At 45.7% G+C, this 18,327-nt stretch carries 15 protein-coding genes; 3 read left to right on the top strand and 12 right to left on the bottom strand.

Annotation, left to right across the window (positions count from 1 at the left end; all coding sequences use genetic code 11):
- The 4 genes from ACLGGO_RS00745 to ACLGGO_RS00730 form a co-directional block, all read right to left on the bottom strand.
- The gene (locus ACLGGO_RS00745; protein WP_446417903.1) at positions 1-1,353 is read right to left on the bottom strand and encodes a P-loop NTPase fold protein; all 1,353 of its coding nucleotides are present in this window, start codon (positions 1,351-1,353) and stop codon (positions 1-3) included.
- Positions 1,354-1,474: 121 nt separating this feature from the next.
- Positions 1,475-2,470, bottom strand: coding sequence for a glycosyltransferase (locus ACLGGO_RS00740; RefSeq protein WP_446417902.1), 996 nt, complete (start codon positions 2,468-2,470; stop codon positions 1,475-1,477).
- Between the two features lie 75 nt (positions 2,471-2,545).
- Positions 2,546-3,019 carry a glucosaminidase domain-containing protein gene (locus ACLGGO_RS00735; RefSeq protein WP_446337178.1) on the bottom strand — a complete coding sequence of 158 codons (474 nt, stop codon included), beginning with the start codon at positions 3,017-3,019 and terminating at the stop codon, positions 2,546-2,548.
- Positions 3,020-3,817: 798 nt separating this feature from the next.
- Positions 3,818-4,081 (bottom strand): hypothetical protein, encoded by a 264-nt coding sequence (locus ACLGGO_RS00730; RefSeq protein ID WP_446417901.1) that lies wholly within the window; start codon positions 4,079-4,081, stop codon positions 3,818-3,820.
- Positions 4,082-4,200: 119 nt separating this feature from the next.
- Here ACLGGO_RS00730 and ACLGGO_RS00725 point away from each other — a divergent pair, with 119 nt between their 5' ends.
- A complete protein-coding gene (locus ACLGGO_RS00725) occupies positions 4,201-4,869 on the top strand; it encodes a hypothetical protein (protein WP_446417900.1) in 669 nt (222 codons plus the stop codon).
- Positions 4,870-4,970: 101 nt separating this feature from the next.
- Here the strand turns inward: ACLGGO_RS00725 and ACLGGO_RS00720 are convergent, their stop codons facing one another.
- From ACLGGO_RS00720 to ACLGGO_RS00685, 8 genes are all read right to left on the bottom strand, one after another.
- Positions 4,971-7,715 (bottom strand): bifunctional acetate--CoA ligase family protein/GNAT family N-acetyltransferase, encoded by a 2,745-nt coding sequence (locus tag ACLGGO_RS00720; RefSeq protein WP_446417899.1) that lies wholly within the window; start codon positions 7,713-7,715, stop codon positions 4,971-4,973.
- 225 nt (positions 7,716-7,940) lie between these two features.
- On the bottom strand, positions 7,941-8,492 hold the full coding sequence (locus ACLGGO_RS00715) for a hydrogenase maturation protease (protein ID WP_446417898.1): 552 nt from the start codon (positions 8,490-8,492) through the stop codon (positions 7,941-7,943).
- A 20-nt stretch (positions 8,493-8,512) separates the two neighbouring features.
- Complete coding sequence (locus ACLGGO_RS00710) at positions 8,513-9,679, bottom strand: SpoIIE family protein phosphatase (protein ID WP_446355058.1); 1,167 nt, start codon at positions 9,677-9,679, stop codon at positions 8,513-8,515.
- A 94-nt stretch (positions 9,680-9,773) separates the two neighbouring features.
- Complete coding sequence (locus ACLGGO_RS00705) at positions 9,774-10,280, bottom strand: PAS domain S-box protein (protein WP_446355060.1); 507 nt, start codon at positions 10,278-10,280, stop codon at positions 9,774-9,776.
- Positions 10,281-10,305: 25 nt separating this feature from the next.
- A complete protein-coding gene (locus ACLGGO_RS00700; protein WP_446337168.1) occupies positions 10,306-10,563 on the bottom strand; it encodes a (2Fe-2S) ferredoxin domain-containing protein in 258 nt (85 codons plus the stop codon).
- 16 nt (positions 10,564-10,579) lie between these two features.
- Positions 10,580-11,359 carry a pyruvate formate-lyase-activating protein gene (gene pflA, locus ACLGGO_RS00695; RefSeq protein WP_446337167.1) on the bottom strand — a complete coding sequence of 260 codons (780 nt, stop codon included), beginning with the start codon at positions 11,357-11,359 and terminating at the stop codon, positions 10,580-10,582.
- Between the two features lie 244 nt (positions 11,360-11,603).
- Entirely contained in the window at positions 11,604-13,895 is a 2,292-nt protein-coding gene (pflB, locus tag ACLGGO_RS00690) for a formate C-acetyltransferase (RefSeq protein ID WP_446337166.1), read from the bottom strand.
- Between the two features lie 447 nt (positions 13,896-14,342).
- On the bottom strand, positions 14,343-15,731 hold the full coding sequence (locus ACLGGO_RS00685) for a CHAT domain-containing protein (protein WP_446417897.1): 1,389 nt from the start codon (positions 15,729-15,731) through the stop codon (positions 14,343-14,345).
- A 247-nt stretch (positions 15,732-15,978) separates the two neighbouring features.
- Between ACLGGO_RS00685 and ACLGGO_RS00680 the strand changes: the two genes are divergently transcribed.
- Positions 15,979-17,754 carry an SUMF1/EgtB/PvdO family nonheme iron enzyme gene (locus tag ACLGGO_RS00680; protein WP_446417896.1) on the top strand — a complete coding sequence of 592 codons (1,776 nt, stop codon included), beginning with the start codon at positions 15,979-15,981 and terminating at the stop codon, positions 17,752-17,754.
- Positions 17,755-17,997: 243 nt separating this feature from the next.
- On the top strand, positions 17,998-18,162 hold the full coding sequence (locus tag ACLGGO_RS00675) for a hypothetical protein (RefSeq protein ID WP_446395154.1): 165 nt from the start codon (positions 17,998-18,000) through the stop codon (positions 18,160-18,162).
- The last annotated feature ends 165 nt before the right edge of the window (positions 18,163-18,327 follow it).

The raw sequence follows: 18,327 nt of genomic DNA, 5'->3' as shown, positions 1-18,327 counted from the left end.
TTATCCCTGCAACTCTTGAGCATCCACCAAAATCGGATTAACATCAAACCAAGACTCATCATTGTAATAATATTCAAACACCAACCGACTGCGAATCAACATTTCATATCCCTGATCATCACTCACCCATTTCCGTTGCTGCACTTGTCGCAATAACCCCCACTGACTATCGGAAATTCTCAATGTCATTTCATTCCGATATTGCCGAACTAATTTCTCCAGAGTCTCCCGACACAGAGGGAACTTCCGTTCCTTTTTTATCCAATCATTGAGTAACTTCAATAAATCTCGCACATGACCCCCACTCCTGTAGCATAGATAGTCTAAGCTTTCCAAATTATCGAAAATTTCAGTACAACTTTCCAGACGTTCTTTTTCCCCTAAATCCGGAAATGCCCGTGCGAGAACCATCTGTCGCAGTAAACTGATTCCCGCTTGACAATCACTCCCATCTTTTAACTGTACCGGAACCATCGGCAATATTTTTGGTCGTTCGGGAAACCGTTGTGTCAACATGCCATAATCATTAGAGAACTTCAACCCCAAGGGCATGGTATAAACTAAATGACAATGCAGCTTAGTTAAACATTCACTCTGATCCACAAACAAATAATCCTGTTGTGGACGTCCCCACGGTTTTGGGCTATTATCGAGCCGATCCAGATTATCGATAATGACGACTAAACCATTTTTACCCTGCTGTTTGAGTTTCGCGATCGCAGGTTCGATGAGTTCCTGATTAATCACCTGCAGTAGCTGGGTTTTCTGAGGTCCTAGGTACTGATTCAGTCTCTGACGCAGCGTCGCATCACTTTTTGTCTTCGCCGTGATTTCGCCAATCCCAAACGCCAGAGAAACGGTATCCTCTTGAGAGACAACACCCACATCTCCCAAATTTGGAACTTTAATTTTCACCCCCTGCAACTCGGCATTTAATACCCTTGCAGCCCCCTGTAGCAGCGTCTGTAACCCCGTTAATTTACCGAGTTGGATGGTTGCCAAACTTTGAGAAATCCGACGTGCGATCGCCAGTAGCACATCAGCAATATCCACATCCGCCATTTCCAAGTCTTCACTCGACTCAAAGTAGACGACATGAAACCCATCTTCTTCTAATTCTGCCTTCAGTCGCAATAACTCCGTCGATTTGCCAGAACCAATATGTCCCGTAAATAAGGCGCAGGTTGGTTCATCAGGTGAGAAAAAGGTAATATTATCTTTAAGTTCTTCAATAATCTTACCCCCGCGTACTGGGGAAAAGTCGGTATAAAATTTCTGGTCTTCTGGATTGTCCACAACCAGCGTTCTGCTGGGGTTCGTTGCTCTAAAAAAAGTCTGTAGATCTACTTTCATCGTACCGGTTCCCTAGAGTTTAGTCATTCGTTATTTATCATTCGTAAAATGATTATTACACTGAAAAAGCGAATTGGTTACATCCGCAGCTAATTTACGACAATTTAGAAAAACTTAGTGGCTAACGATATATTTTTTGCCATAGTTTATTAGAGAATCTCTGGATACTTAACTTAGCTAGCCGTCTTCTCGTCAAGCTTGGAATACTACCCGGTAGATTTTGGCTTAAATCAAAAAACTCATTTATATCAGACAAAATTATTTGAATGCGACGGATAATAGTTTCAGAACGGTATTCGACAAAAAACTGTTTATCCAAAGCCTTGAATGAGGCATTTTCTATAACTCTGAGAATGCGTTTACTATCATACTCTAAAGAGTATCCCGCTATTTTATAGCAATTAAACCCCGGATCTAAATAATCCGATAAGCCCCCATTCACACTAGAAAAAACCTGACAACCACAGGCAAGGGCTTCCATCGGTTGCAGCCCAAAACCTTCACTCACCCATTGTTGCGCCCAATATTCAGCCGAATCATACAAATAAACCTTAGCCCGATTAAAAAGTCCCGGCAAATCCTCGACGTAGGAATCAACAAGTTTGACACGACAATGCTTCTGTAACTCTGGTATCAAGTCTTGGAGTAAATACTCAGACGATTTCCGCGCCTGAACTAACACATCAATATCTCGTTCTCGGTTAAAATTCTTGAATTCTTCCGAAATATGATTCGGTAAATAGTAAATGAGAGAATTAGGCGATCGCTGTCCCCAATATCCCATAGTATTGCGACTAACAGTAATGATAGGAATACGCGCTGGAAGTTTAAATCGATACCCAGCACTATGGGCATGGTAAATAACCGGATAGGACTTGAGTTTTGCCACAAGTTTAGGAATATCAAATCCCCAACTGATCACAAAAATAACATTATTTAAATCCTGTTGCTTGAGCAAATCATCCAGGAACAAGATATCCTTTTCCCGTTGACGATAGGTTACCACCTCAGCAGGGCAAACCTGCTTTGCCAGACTCAGGGTTTTCAACTCCGCCCAAAGACCTCCACAAGCAAATGTACCATAGGTTCCAGGGACTAAAAAGTAAAGGGTTCTCAAAACACCAATTGCCTCAGTGAGATTGCCTGTATACTACAATGAATATCATTGACTTCAGTCAAGATTATAGTGTAGTTAACGCACTGAGTTGAAAAGTTCAGAGGCTTCGTTATACAACTTCTGAAGAATGTATTCATGGTAGACTAACCCACCATGACGGGATTTCCAGGTGTCTGTGTAGCCAGAAGGACACCAAATTGGACTAATGAAGGTAAGAAACGCCTCAGGACTTTGGACGTGATTGCGCCATCCTTGATAGGGTGAACGGTCAAGAAAACGCCAGTAGCCGCGAACCGCATCGGCTTTTGTGGCAAACTTGCAAAACTCCGCCCCACCTCTTGGTTCACTGTCTGTTTTATAGTAAACTGGTACAGCGATGTTTTTCATCTCGTCGCGCCACTTCATGCCGTGGTGGTTGTTGTGTCGTTTTGCCAATTCTGTAGTTTCGCGTCCACTTTCCAGAATTGCCTGGGCTAGACACGCCGTTGCTAGCTGTGGGAACTCAATCTCCGTATGGGCTATCGCTTCGATGAATTGAGTCCAACTCATTGCTGATTATCTCCTTTCTAGATATTAACGTTGTACAGAGTGTCATCTAGAAAGATGGGATTTTGATATAAAAGTTTACCTATACTTATCGATGAATATCACAGGCTTACAGAGAATGGCGAACAGCGCGGAAACTCTAAAACTTTACTAAATTTTCATATTCAGCGGGTCAGATTTCATCGTAACTCTACCCATTTTGCTGATAATTGGCGGAAACTAGAGAAAGCAAATGCACCCTGCCTTATAAAAGACCCTAAATGAATATGAAAGGGTAGATGCACCCCTAAAACCCTGACAGCCGCCCACATTTTGATTGACAGCACGTACTCAAATCGAAATGTGGGCTTCACTTCTAGAGTAGAAATTTCTAGTGGTAATTGTTGTGATCTAAATTTCCACTACTGTGTGTTAAAAATGGATTTTCTCGTGATAGCGATCACTAAAGTCTTGGTTTTGTAATCCCAGCTAGCTATCAAAAAAGTAACGTACAGACGTGCCATGGCACATCTATCATAAGATGGAGTGATAACTTACTTTTGTTTCACCTATCCCTGCTGGAGAAAGCAAGGTGGTATAAGTATCAAGTAAGGGTGCGATCGCAGATTTTTTTCGCTTGGGTTAGGTGTCCAAGGCGCAACCGAGGCGTTTTGCCTTCGTACCTTTGTGCGATCGCCGTTTAAGCTTATAATTTTTGGTTACAATGATTAGCTGTCTTGTTTCCAATGGAACCCCATATCCCAGATTCTCAAGCCAATGGGTATAACTCTTGGAACAAGGCTTAAGTCAGCGACATTTCGTTTAAGATTTATTGCTCTGGTCGATAAAAAATGGCGGAGTTGGTAAATCATTGGCTATTGCCAGTACCTGAAGAGCAACTTTAACTTTGACTATTTTTGCGTTTCCGTCAGAGAAGGAGGATTTCGCCATGCCTTCTCCTTCCGGTGGATTCTTGAGAAACTCTATCAGTACCCTAGCCGCCTCTACGCCAGCTTCATGTAGAGCCTCATCAAATTCTCGTTCTGCTGCCATGACTTTCTCCTCGAATTGGGCTGATGCTTCCATTGTAGAAGGCGAGATTCTAGGCTGACTTTATAACACTTCATATTAAGCGTCTGAGGTTGGAATGAATTAAAATCATGAGTACAGGTACTTAGAGGATGTGTATGATGAGGGAAAAGTTCATGTTAAGTGTAAAAAACTTATTAACCGCTACAGCCGGGGTGACACTACTCAGTTTAGGAACAGTTGAGATAGCACAGGCGGCTGAAATCGATACGACAGCCGGATGGCTAGGTGAAGGATATATATTCGAGAACAGTCGCTATGGACAAGTCTTCACCGTACCAAAGGATAATGTGATCAATTCCTTTAGCTTTTTTCTCAGTTCAGTAGAAAGCCCTCCTACAGAGTTCACAGCCCACCTTGCACCCTGGAATCCCATTACCTTCGAGTCAGCGGTAGACATCTACTCTAGCGATTCTCAGTCAGTAGCCGGTTTGCCGAGATATACAGCTAAACCGTCTGGTTATGCTGAAATTACTTTTAACACTGGAGAAATTTCTCTGCTTGCTGGACAGCAGTACGTAGCTTATTTGAACGTGGAAACTCCGGGTTCGGGAGCCATTGGATATAATTTTGATCAGGATTCTTATTCAGAAGGATACGGTCTTTATTACAGTAAAAACAATGCTTTTTGGTACAACAATGGAGATAATCGGGACTATTCATTCAATGCCGCTTTTTCCACAGATTCCAAAACTGTTCCAGAACCCTCATTAACTATAGGGACAGTAATGATTAGTACTTTTTTGATTGGTAAAAGGTTAAAACGGGGCAAAAATAGAGGCTAGGATGTAATTTTTTTCTGTCTAAATCTTTGTTTTTAATATTTAGAATTTCCAGCCTCCACAAGAGCATTCCCAGGCAGAGCCTGGGAACGAGGGAAACAGAGTTACGATAAATTAATCTCTGCTTTGACTAATTCATTCCCCGCACGGGAGAGACGGAATCCAACTTTTTCCGCCACTTTCTGCATGGGGATATTTTCGGCGAGAATTTCTGCCGTAATCCGGCTGAGTTTCTCATCCCGCCCAATTTGCACAATGCGCCGCAGTAATTCTGTGCCTAATCCTCGGCGCTGATAGGGATCACTAATTAACATGGCGAATTCCGCCTCGTTAATTCCGTGCAGTTTACTCAGTCGCGCCACACCTAAAATTTCATGCTTTCCGGTTTCAGGGTTCTTATAATCCCCAAGCAACGCCATTTCCCGGTCATAGTCGATAAAGCAGATGCGGGTTAAGCGTTCGTGGGCAATCCGCCGACTCAGCTTAATGGCATTGAAATACCGCAAATATACGCTTTCATCCGATAGGGTGGTGTGAAACTTGACAATTAGGGGTTCATCTTCCGGACGGATGGGACGAATCTTCACCGGCGTCTCATCAGTAAGCTTCCAGGGAGAGGTGTATTGGTTGGGATAAGAACGAATCGCGGTTTTGGGGAGTTGATCTTCTTGCATATCCGGTTCGTGCAGCACAACCCGTGCATCTACCGCAATTAATTTGTCAGAAGACGCCAGCAGGGGATTAATGTCAATTTCTTTAATCCAGCGTTGTTCGATGACTAACTGGCTAAATTGCACCAGAATTTGCTCCAATGCGGTCAAATCCACAGGTTGACGTCCCCGCACCCCTTTAAGCGCTTTATAGATTTTCGTTTGTTCCATCATCCGCCGCGCTAAGGTGGTATTCAACGGAGGTAGTGCGATCGCGCTGTCTTTAAAGACCTCCACTAACTGCCCACCCGATCCGAAGACTAAAATCGGTCCAAATTGTGGATCAACACTGCTGCCAATAATCAATTCATAAGCACCATCCAAACGCACCATTTCCTGAACCGTGACGCCCAAGAAATGTTGGGCGCCGACTTTCTCTGTCACGGAGGATTTAATCCCCCGAAACGCCCAGCGTACCGCCTCCGCATCGGTGAGATTCAACTGCACCCCACCCACATCAGTTTTATGGGTAATGGTTTCGGAAAAGAGTTTGAGTACCACGGGATACCCCAGGGAATTTGCCCAGTTCACCGCTTCCTCTTCCGTTTTCGCCACCCCTGTATGCACAATTGGGATATTATAGGCAGCCAGAAGCTGTTTCGATTCCAACTCCGTCAGAATCGTCCGCCCCGCCTTGCGTGCGGTTTCAATCATCTGCTGGGCACAAGCGCGATCGGGTGCGGTTTCTTCGGATGAGGGCAGAATCGGCGTTTCGTAGATCCCACTCAGGTTGTAGCTGTACTGCCACATTAAATTAAATAACCGCGCCGCATCATCGGGGTAGGGATAGGTGGGAATACTGGCACGGTTGAGTAAGGTTTCCCCGGTTTTGGTTTCTGATCCCCCCATCCAACTGGCAAACACGGGTTTCCCGGCTTTCTGGGCATAGGGTTTTAACTGTTCGGCAATTTGGGTGGGATCAGTCATGGCTTGGGGTGTCAGGATCACCAGCAAGCCGTCACTGTTGGGATCGTCAACGGCAATATCTAAGGCTTTGGTATAGCGATCGGGATCAGCATCACCGAGAATATCAATGGGGTTGCCATGACTCCAATGGCGCGGCAAGATTTCGTTGAGGGCAGTTATTGTCCCCTCAGATAGTTCTGCCAGTTCACCGCCAGCGCTAATCAGGGCGTCTGTCGCCAAAACTCCGGGTCCGCCGGCATTGGTAATAATCGTTAAGCGGGGTCCTTTGGGACGACGGGGTTGTTTCGCCCATACCTCTGCCATATCAAACAGTTCAGAGATGGTATTCACACGCACCACCCCACAGCGGCGGAATGCGGCATCAAGGACATCATCGCTACCTGCCAAAGAACCGGTATGGGACGCTGATGCCTTAGCAGCGGCTTCAGTTCGCCCAGTTTTAATCACGATAATCGGCTTAGTTAATGCCACTTCCCGCGCCGCAGAGAGGAAGGATCGGGCATCACCAATGGATTCCATATAAATCACGATGCTATGGGTGTGGGGATCATCTCCGAGATAGTAAATCAGATCCCCCCAACTCACATCAATCATCGAACCAATGGAAATAAAGGCACTAAAGCCCACATTTTCCCAGAAACTCCAATCGAGGACAGCGGTACATAATGCCCCACTCTGACTAATAAACGCCAAATTACCCGGACGCGCCATGGTACTGGCAAAGGTAGCATTTAACCCGGTGCGCGGACTCATTAAACCCAGGCAATTGGGACCAATAATTCGCATCTTGCCCCGGGCGGTTTCCAGGATTTGTTGTTCTAACTCAACTCCCTTTGGACCAATTTCTTTAAATCCTGCCGAAATAATAATCGCGCTTTTGACGCCAACATCAACGCACTCTTGGATCACTCCGGGTACCAGGGGGGCGGGTATGGCAATGATCGCCAGATCCACGCGATCGGGTATTTCTTTAATGCTGGGATAGGCGGGAATCCCTAGGACATTATGCCGTTTGGGATTCACGGGAAAAATGGTTCCCCCGAAGGGATTACTCATTAAGTTCCACAGTAGGGTTCGCCCTACACTTCCCTCTTTATCCGTCGCCCCAATAACTGCAACTGTATCGGGGGCGAAGAAGGAGTGCAGGGGTTGACGTTCGGAACGCAGAATATCATAAGCTGGATCGGTGGTTGGTTTAAGTGGCTTAACCATTGTTTTTTCCTTTCCTTATTAATTAATCTGGGAAAAATTGAAACGGAACGGTTAACGCTGAACACCCAAGGACTCAAGTCTAGGGTTCTCCCTGATAATCTGCCATCTGAGTTGGAGAAGGTGGGGAAGACGTGGTGATTGTGTAGGGGCGGGTTTTACTACTGTCGTTTCTTCCCTCACAAAAGATGGGACTCGCGCCCGCCCAGACTGAGTGCGAGATTTAACTCACAACTCCCTCATCTCCCTCATATCGGCGCAACCTGATGATTCTTGAGTCGGCGACTCCCCTTGTGTTGCCAACAAGCGATGAATATAAATGAGGGCATCGGTAACTCCCTGTTGGGCAATGGGTGAGAGGGTTTCGCCAAACTCGAAGTCAACAGCGGGAATGGTAACCAACCAAGCGGGGGGAGAATGATTATAAAGGGCTTGGGCTAAAGCTAAGAGCGATCGCGGATCACAATGATGCCCGAATGGGACAGAATCAGCCTCCCCCGATCGCAGCGGAAAGACTTGCACCAAGGCTTTCTCAGGCGAGACGGGATAAGCATCGACAAAGATAGCCCCATCCACAGTAGCTAAGGTTTGTGCCAGTTCTGGGGTCAGTTGGTGTAGGGGGAGCGATCGCACCCCAAGCCATCCCCACTCTTGCACCTGCATTGCCACAACTTGACCCACACCGTCATCCCGCCGCAGCGTATTCCCATAGCCAATCACCACCCATGACTGAGGATTTGGATTGGCTTGTCCTAAATCGGTCGTAAGGGTGGCATTCATTCTCATTACCCCAATTGGTGTTAGCAGTATTCTAACTGGACTTCTTTTTTATGGTTTTGCAAATATTTCACTACCTCTTCTACTAAATTTCGGCGGATGGAAATGTTTTTGGGTAACAGCGGATTTTGGTAAAATTCGTTAATTTTCTGTCCCACTAAGAAGAGTACCGAATCCGCCATCAAGATTTCCTTGGCGAGAAGCACCGCCCCATTGCTGTCAGTGGGTAAGCGATCGATATCACATTTACATTTTTTTAAGATTTCTAGGCTTTTCGAGATGGTTAATATCCCTTCGGTTACCAAGTCAATTTGACTTAACTTACCAATCGGCGGCAGATCCGGTCGCATGGTGGCAATATCCATTTCCACCTCTTCGCCCAGATATTTGCCCACAATATTCCCCGTGGTTCCGCCACAGATCACTTTTCTGCCCTCAAAGTTTAATAAACGTTCCACATAAACTTTGTCTTGACGTTGATCTAAAGGCGGACCTGTAAAAATCATTAACTCATTACGCTGTCGTACACAGACGCCCACAAACGTGGCATCATCCCCAATTTTCCCTTGATACAGGCTGTGCGTTTCGCTAATCACTTTGCGGACAATATTACGGGCAGTGTAGGTATCCCGAATATATAAGCTTTCGATGTATTTGGCAATATTTTCCCAGCCCCAGCCAAAATTTAAAACCTCACCCAGCCCCGCATACAAGACGCCATCACTAATCGCACCCAGGAAATCTCCCCGTTCTAAATACCCTTCTGAGATAACAATGTCTTTCTCCATAATTTTCTCCGTGCGCGTTTCAACTGGGACAGGTTTTCCTCTTCTAAAATGAAAAATTGGGGGGTTATCAAAGTTTATAACTTTAAACTTATTGGTTTGATGATTGATACGAATAATCGTAAAAGTGGCGTAAGCAATTTTCCGTACCCTACAAATTGGTAAAGTACCAATTACCGTTTTGATCACCTCAGTTAGGGACAGGTCAGCATTCAACATGGTGATCAAGATTTCCGTCGTCAGTGTTGCCAGAATGTTTGCTTTGACACCACTTCCCAACCCATCGGATAAAACAATTGTGCTCTTATCCTTCGTCTTGATAAACTTAACCTTGTCGCCACACAGTTCCTCTCCCTTTTTATTTAAGCTCAAATCATAGATATCCAGAAAGTTATCACTGCTCATAAGCTATTCTCTAGTGAAACTACTGCTCCCAGACGTAGCATGCTACGTCTCTACAACCCCACCGCAAGACTTATTCAGCGACTCTACTTATCTTCTACCCCATCTCCTGTTCCACCATTTGAATAATTTTCAATAGACTCACCTTCGTCGTTGCCGTCGTTTCTCCCAATATTCCAGCAATTTCTTGTACAACTTTCATTTGATTATCCACCACCTCATTAACCTTCTCCACCGTTTCCCGCTTAACTTTTATCAATTCTCGCTTCCGCTGTAACTCATAACTCATATTCACAAAAATAGCTGCAATTATATTTTCCTCTTTAATCGGAAAAATAACTTCTCTGACATAAAGTTGGTGATTTGCGTACTCTTTTTCCTTCCCCTGAATCACCTCATTATTATCCCAGACCCGTTGAAAATCACTGACATCTGTTAAAATTTGGGAGGCGGACTGACCAACAGCCGCCTCCTGCTCCACCTTAAACATTTTGCAAAAGGCGGGATTGACCAGCTTAATTGTCATATTTTTATCCACGACAATTAAGCCATTGGGATCATACTGCCACAGTAGTTCCCACAAACTTTTATCGTTACTTGCCATATTATTTATTGTTCAAGATGCTGTATCATTGAAGACAAGGCAAAATCTCTTGTTTAAACTTTTGCTCGACATTGTTAGCATTGATATTGACAAAAAATTTATCCTTGAATTTCATCACAATACCAGCGCTACAGGTTTCTAGGCAAAAGGAACCCTTTAATTCAACTTTATCCCCCAAATTGTATGTGCTAATCAACTCCTGAATTTTGGGTAATACTTCATAAACACCCAGTTGATGGCACGCCGAACCCATACATAAATAGAGATTTTCTTTCCCGTCCATATTTTACACCTCAATTTTACTGCACGTTCAGCCCCTGTCTTTGGAAGATTTCCATCACCTGCTGCACCTGTTGGGGCGAGGGCGTTGGCGTGTTTTTGAGCTGATAGTCGTACCCCAACTGCTCCCATTTATATTCTCCCATTTTGTGAAAAGGGAGAACTTCTACTTTTTCCACATTGCCTAAGGTCGAGACAAAGCGGGCTAATCCCTCAATACTCTCTAAGTTATCGGATAAGTTGGGGACTAAGACAAAGCGAATCCAGGTTGGCTTTTTAATCTCACTCAAATACTGGGCAAATGCGAGTGTGGGTTCTAGGGAAACGTTGGTAATCTTAAAATAAATTTTGGGATCAAAGGACTTGATGTCCAACAAGACCAAATCTACATGATCCAGCACAGGTTTGACGAGATCCAAATTGACATAACCGGATGTATCCAGGGCAGTATGAATCCCCAAATCTTGGCAGCGTCGGTAAATTTCGCGGACAAACTCCGGTTGCATCAAGGGTTCACCCCCTGAGATGGTAACACCGCCGCCGGAAAAGCGCATATAAGAACGATACTTTTGTATCTGGGTCATTAGTTCATCAACAGTAACCTCCTGACCTTCACGGATACAGCGGCTATCCGGATTGTGACAATAAAGACAGCGCAGCGGACAGCCTTGGGTAAAAATAACAAAGCGGATACCCGGACCATCGACTGTACCGCAGCTTTCTATGGAATGAATGCGTCCTTTTACTGCGGATTGGGGAGTGGTGATTGGGGATTGAGAAATTGATGATTGCGTTACCATAGTTCGATTTTTGAGTTTTGAGGAAAATAGAGGCGGGTTTAGGAACCTTCTTATGGTTATCGATGATATCGTTTGTGCAAAACCCGCCCTGACTGAAAGTTGAATGGATTAAGGTATGGTCAAACAATAGCGAAGCGTTGCGGCGGGGGGGTGGGGGGGGCGCAACGTCCCCACTGGGGGGTCTGGGGGGCTAGCCCCCCAGAAAAACGGACTTGTCTACCTGATCAGGTAAAAACAACTCCGCCTAAATCCGTTCGTGGAACGTGCGGTTAATCACATCCAGTTGCTGTTCGCGGGTTAATTTAATAAAGTTCACCGCATAACCCGATACCCGAATCGTTAACTGCGGGTATTTTTCCGGATGATCCATCGCATCAAGCAGGGTATCGCGATTGAAGACATTGACATTGATATGATGACCCTCATCATGGAAATACCCATCTAGCATTCCCACCAAGTTATTCACCTTCGCATCATCCGTCTTACCCAATGCTTGCGGCACAATGGAGAACGTATAAGAAATCCCATCTTGGGCATGTTCATAGGGAAGTTTCGCCACTGAAGCTAAAGCTGCGATCGCGCCATTGCTATCACGACCATGCATTGGGTTCGCACCCGGGGCAAAGGGTTCCCCAGCTTTGCGACCATCAGGAGTACTGCCGGTTTTCTTCCCGTAGACCACATTTGAGGTAATCGTGAGAATCGATTGGGTAGGAACAGCACCGCGATAGGTCTTGTTCTTGCGGACTTTATCCATAAACGCTTTCACCAGGTTGGCAGTAATTTCATCCACCTGATCATCGTTATTGCCAAATTTAGGATAATCTCCTTCCACTTCATAGTCTACGGCTAGACCCTGGTCATTGCGAATGACTTTCACCTTGGCATATTTAATCGCCGATAACGCATCGCCAACCACCGACAATCCCGCAATCCCACAAGCCATCGTCCGATAAACATCCCGGTCATGCAGCGCCATTTCCAAACGCTCATAACAATATTTATCGTGCATATAGTGGATCACATTCAGGGTATTGACGTAGAGTTTCGCCAACCACTCCATCATTTGGTCAAATTTCCCCGTCACCTCATCATAATCTAGGTAATCCGAGGTAACTGGTGCTAGTTCTGGACCTACTTGATCGCCAGCTTTTTCATCTTTACCACCATTAATGGCATAGAGTAGGGCTTTAGCCAAGTTGACTCGTGCACCAAAGAACTGCATCTGTTTGCCAATGGGCATTCCCGATACACAGCAGGCAATGCCATAATCATCACCATAGTGCGATCGCATCAGGTCATCGTTCTCGTACTGAATCGAACTGGTTTCCACCGATACCTTGGCGCAGAACCGCTTAAAGTTAATCGGTAACCGTTCTGACCACAGGACGGTCAAATTCGGTTCCGGTGCAGGACCTAGGTTATTGAGAGTATGCAAGAAACGGAAACTCGTCTTCGTCACCAACGGACGACCATCTTCACCCATTCCGCCAATGGCTTCGGTTACCCAAACCGGGTCACCGGAGAACAGTTCATTATAAGCCGGTGCCCGCAGGAAGCGCACCATCCGCAGTTTCATCACGAAATGGTCAATTAATTCCTGTGCCTCGGATTCGTTGAGAGTGCCGTTATTTAAATCATGTTCAACGTAAATATCCAGGAACGTAGACACTCGTCCTAAGGACATCGCGGCACCATTTTGTTCCTTCACCGCACCCAGATAGCCAAAGTATGTCCACTGCACCGCTTCGTGGGCATTTGCCGCCGGACGGCTAATATCATAGCCATAGCTAGCTGCCATTTCTTGCAGTTCTTTTAGCGCCCGGATTTGTTCAGCAATTTCTTCCCGTTGCTGGATAACCGACTCGTCTATCGCATCGAATTCCAGGGAATCTTGCTGCTGTTTTTTATCAGCAATTAAACGAGTGATCCCATACAATGCAACCCGGCGATAGTCGCCAATAATCCGACCCCGACCATAGGCATCTGGTAACCCCGTGATAATACCCGATCGCCGCGCCGTCCGCATTTCCCGGGTGTAGGCATCAAACACCCCATCGTTATGGGTTTTGCGATATTTGGTGAAAATCTCTTCCGTTTGGGGATCAAGTTGATAGCCGTAAGCTTCTAAGGATTTCTTGACAACTCGGATACCACCCAAGGGCATAATTGCCCGTTTCAGAGGTTTATCGGTTTGTACGCCGACAATTTGTTCTAGGTCTTGGTCAATATAACCTGGTGCATGGGCGGTGATACTTGTGGGAACTTTGGTATCGACATCTAAAATACCTTTTTCCCGCTCTTGCTGCATCAAATCGCAGACTTTTTGCCAGAGTATTTTAGTCCGTTCAGTTGCTCCTGCCAGGAAGGAGTCGTCTTGTTTATAGGGGGTATAATTCTTTTGGATAAAATCCCGGACATTAATTTCATTCGTCCATTTACCGGGAGTAAAATCCTGCCATTGTTCGCATAAAACACTGGCTGTCTCTTGCTGTTGCGTAGACGTGTTAGGTGCAAATGTCCCAACTGTATGCATTATTTACCTCGTTTCTTGTGTAAACTTTTCGACTTTAGACGTAGCTCTGATCCTTTATTTTTCGTAAATTTTGGTCAAAACTCTAAGGTATTTGTGTTGCTGCTAAAAAAACCGTAGTGTTTTATTTTTACCTCAGGCTCTTGACTAAATTCATGGATATAGAGGAGGAACAGTAAGGTTTATCCTCACTAAATCTATTCCTTGCGGTTTATTTAGCTTGGACGTTTACCGCTCTCTCTAACTGTCTATCTATATCCTAACTCCATCGATATTAAATCAGCAAATTTTCTAGAAGTCAATCCACTTCTTTACAAAGATTTTTAATTGTCAAGGGTTGGGTGATTTTTATATGAAATGTCGGGGGAATACTACCCCTTAAACTCAGTTTGGTGTTAAAATGGGAGGATATTTTCAAAAATATTCTTTCTGCTCACCAAGGGCTATAGCTTAAGTTGACACGGATAAAGGCTTGGCACCCCTAGTGCGGCGGGCATGGAAATACTTGAGCAGCTTCGTAGGATCGAGTTCGGTAAACTCACTCGCCCCCATTGCCAGAACTTTTAGGGTGGTGATATCTTGGTAACGGGTATCCGTGAGGCTGATACTGGGCATTAAGCCAACACTATACCGTTTAATAATAAAGTCATTGCCGTCATGTAACGCCGCTAGGGGAATATGGCGCAACCCGGCGTCGAGAATAAAGCTTAAGTTTTCGATTTGATTTTCCAGGATGGCACTGGATAGGGTAAAGTCTACTGCACCCCCATCACTGGCGAAAATCGTCCCAGCGGGATCACCGACATTGGGAACATTGGGATTAAGTTGGTTATCGTTTGCACCAGTCGCCACAATTGTAATATTAGTGGGATCAAGGAGTAGCGTGCCATTCACGCCATTGGTAGCACCAACATTCACAACTCCCGAAAATGCCAGATTATTCTTCCCAGATACCTCCACAAAGCCGCCATCCCCAGGATTAACACCGCCACGGGCGCTGATATTGCCATAAAATATAGTGGTATCATCCGCCCAGACAATCACCTCACCGCCATCCCCTGCAATACCTGCATCAGCCCGAATTAGGGAATCATGACTAATGAACGTGTGAGTTGCATTGGGTATCATTCCTTGACCCTGAACATCCCCACCAATTCGCACCTGACCCCCGCCATTCATCCCAGAGGCGTTAATGTCTGCACCGAAGAGTCCAATTTGATCGCCGATTATCGTGATTGATTGATGATTCGTGGTTGGCGCATCAGCAGATACATCCAGGGTTCCAGAGACAATCGTTGTCCCCTGAGTGGGAATTGCAGAATCAGAATCACTTAAAGCAACAGTACCATCGGCTTGAACCGCTAACCCGGTTTCCATTCCCTCCCCTGAACCCGTCAGCAATGCGGCTAAATCCAGGGGAGTAATGGGGAGGAGTTGTCCTGAACTATCAGTGAGGGGTTCAAGTTCCAAACTCAGGACATGTCCAGGTTGACTAATTCTAACTCGATTCTGTCCCGGTATTGACGCGATCGCAATCTGTCCACCGGAGGCTATTAGGTTCCCCGTATTAATCACAGGATTCCCCAGTAAGATTAAATTCCCCTCAGTTACAGCTAAATTTCCAGCGTTGACAATTGCCCCCGGTTGTGATAATTCAAACGTAAAAAGATTGGGTGTACCCATCAAACTCTGGTAATAATTGTCACCCCAAGCATTAAACCAAAGCGTTTCTCCAAACCCAATTCCCGTAGCCGTTGTTGCGGTAAAATCAGCCGGAACATTCAGTTGAGCATTCGCACTGATTTCCCGTTTGAATGACTTGGGTTCCGGTTCCATCATTAGCAGGTGTCACCCCTTCAGTATTGGCGGGTGCTGAATAAAAGACACTCAGCCAAAAAACAGAACTACAAAGCCAGTACAGAGAAAATCGACTCGATTTCATGGTTGGTATAGCACTTGTCTTTCAGCATTGTGGCACAATTTTTGACCTGAAACTGCCACATCTGCATCAGACTGAAAAGCTATAATCTGAATGACGCAACCCTTCGACTTCGCTCAGGGTATCAGGAAGAGGAACCAAGGACGTATGGCATGGACACCGGGACACCCGTTAAAAAAGCGCCCCTTTGTGGTGGATTGTGTCCTGGGAGAGGGCGGATTCGGAATCACCTACAAAGTCCATCATCAGTGCCTCGACCAGGATTTTGTGATTAAAACGCCCAACGCCCGTTTGATAAATGACCCCGATTATCCAAAATATCTGAACCGCTTTATTAAAGAAGGACAGATAGTCGCTAAAATTTGTCATGACCCCCATCCCCATATTGTCCGGGTGACGGATTTGTTTGAAGAGGTGGGGATTCACTGTCTGGTGATGGATTATGTCCCTGGGGAGAGTTTATGGAAATATGTGCAGAACCAAGGCGCGTTGTCAGAAGCCCAAGCGGTGCGATATATTCGCCAGATTGGGGATGCGCTGCGTGTGGTGCATCAAGCGGGATTGGTGCATCGGGATGTGACACCCCTGAATATTATGGTGCGGAATCCGGAAAAAGCGGTATTAATTGATTTTGGCATTGCCAAGGGATTAATCCCCACCACGAGTACAACCACGGATAAAGCTGGGAATCGGGGATTTGCCCCCTATGAACAGATGGTGCGGGGAAGTCGTAAGATTACGGTTGATGTGTATACCTTAGCGGCATCCTTATATTATGCGGTGACAGGTCAACGTCCGATGGATTCCTTTTCTCGCAAGTTAGATGATGCCGAATTAATACCACCGCAACAGCTTATTTCTGGGTTAAGTGATGCCACAAACCAGGCTATTTTATCGGGAATGGCATTAGAAGCCAAAAACCGCCCCCAATCAATCGAAGCGTGGTTGGCGTTATTAACGTTTGAACCGCCAATTATCTTGTCGGTGACATCTCCATCCGTTGAGAGTTCAGCTACTGTTCAGCCGGCAAAAACAGCAAAAACCCTACCCGTGTCGGCATTTAACTTTCAAGTGGTGACGGTAGAGGTTAAACCGGGGGTGTTGGGGAAGGAAAGAAAACTAACGCTGAATCGTCGCCCCCAGCAGGCGTACCATTACATTGAAACCCTTGGCGATGTCCCTCTGGAAATGGTGGCGATTCCGGGTGGTACATTCCAAATGGGTTCGCCAGAGACTGAGGACGAACGCGATAATAACGAAAGTCCTCAGCATTGGGTGACGATTAAACCCTTCTTCCTAGGGAAATACCCCATCACTCAGGCGCAATGGCAAGCCGTGGCTCATTTTCCCAAAGTTGAGCGAGAACTTGAGCCTGATCCTTCTGGCTTTAAAGGAAAAAACCACCCTGTAGAGCGGGTATCATGGTACGATTGTGTGGAGTTTTGTGCGCGATTGTCCCAGTACACAGGTTGGAAATACCGACTGCCTAGTGAGGCGGAATGGGAATATGCCTGTCGTGCTGGAATGACAACGCCGTTTCATTTTGGCGAGACGATTACAACCGATTTAGCTAACTATAACGGTAACTATACTTATGCTGCAGGTTCTAAGGGCAAACGTCGTAGGGAAACTACTCCAGTCGGGAGTTTTCAAGTAGCGAATGCCTTTGGCTTGTACGATATGCATGGAAATGTGTGGGAATGGTGTCTTGACCAGTGGCATGATAGCTATGAAGGTGCGCCGTCAAAGGGTCAAGCTTGGATCATTGATGACAATGAGAATCATTATCGGCTGTTGCGCGGTGGTTCGTGGCTCAACAATCCCAGGTTCTGTCGTTGTGCCGATCGCGGCAGGAAGGCCCCAGACAACGGGTACTACAACCTCGGGTTTCGGGTTGTCTGTGGTGCGGCGTGGACTCTTTAGCACTTGACACTTTTGCCCTTTTGTCCTGTTCCCTATTCTCTTTTCCCTATTCCCGCCGCAGGCGAGTCGATTTCTTTCAACAGCTAAGTTCGTAGTTGCGCTGTCTTCGCCATCAACGCTTGTATCGCTTCCTACTAGCGTGGTACATATCAAATCGTGATATAGATATTACCATAAAATCGGGCGCACGTCAAATGTAGGTTGGGTAGAGCGTAAGCGAAACCCAACAGGTTCTATGGGGAGTTGAAGAATGACACCCATGAAGGTAAACAAGCATTTTTTACCAATAAAATGATGCAAGATGCCGTGATTCGTAATTTAGAAATCATTTTTGATAGTTTAGCGGTTGTCGGGGTTGTCGGGGCTGTAGGGGCGAGTCGCTGCATCAATGTTCGGTGCGAGAATTAACCTATATCGACTCGCCCCTGTCTAAATGCGGTGTTTGATGATTACTGATACCGGGTGGGGGCAACCCGATTAAATTAAGGGTTGGGTTGTGTTAATTGGATGGGGAGGGTTGCACCATTTTTACCTTTAATTGACGATACCTTATACAGGGCGACCCGATCAAAT

This window comes from Coleofasciculus sp. (genome assembly GCF_046565525.1).
Lineage (GTDB): Bacteria > Cyanobacteriota > Cyanobacteriia > Cyanobacteriales > Coleofasciculaceae > Coleofasciculus.
Note: the sequence above shows the minus strand (reverse complement) of the source record. Positions and strands in the feature narration are given on the sequence as shown.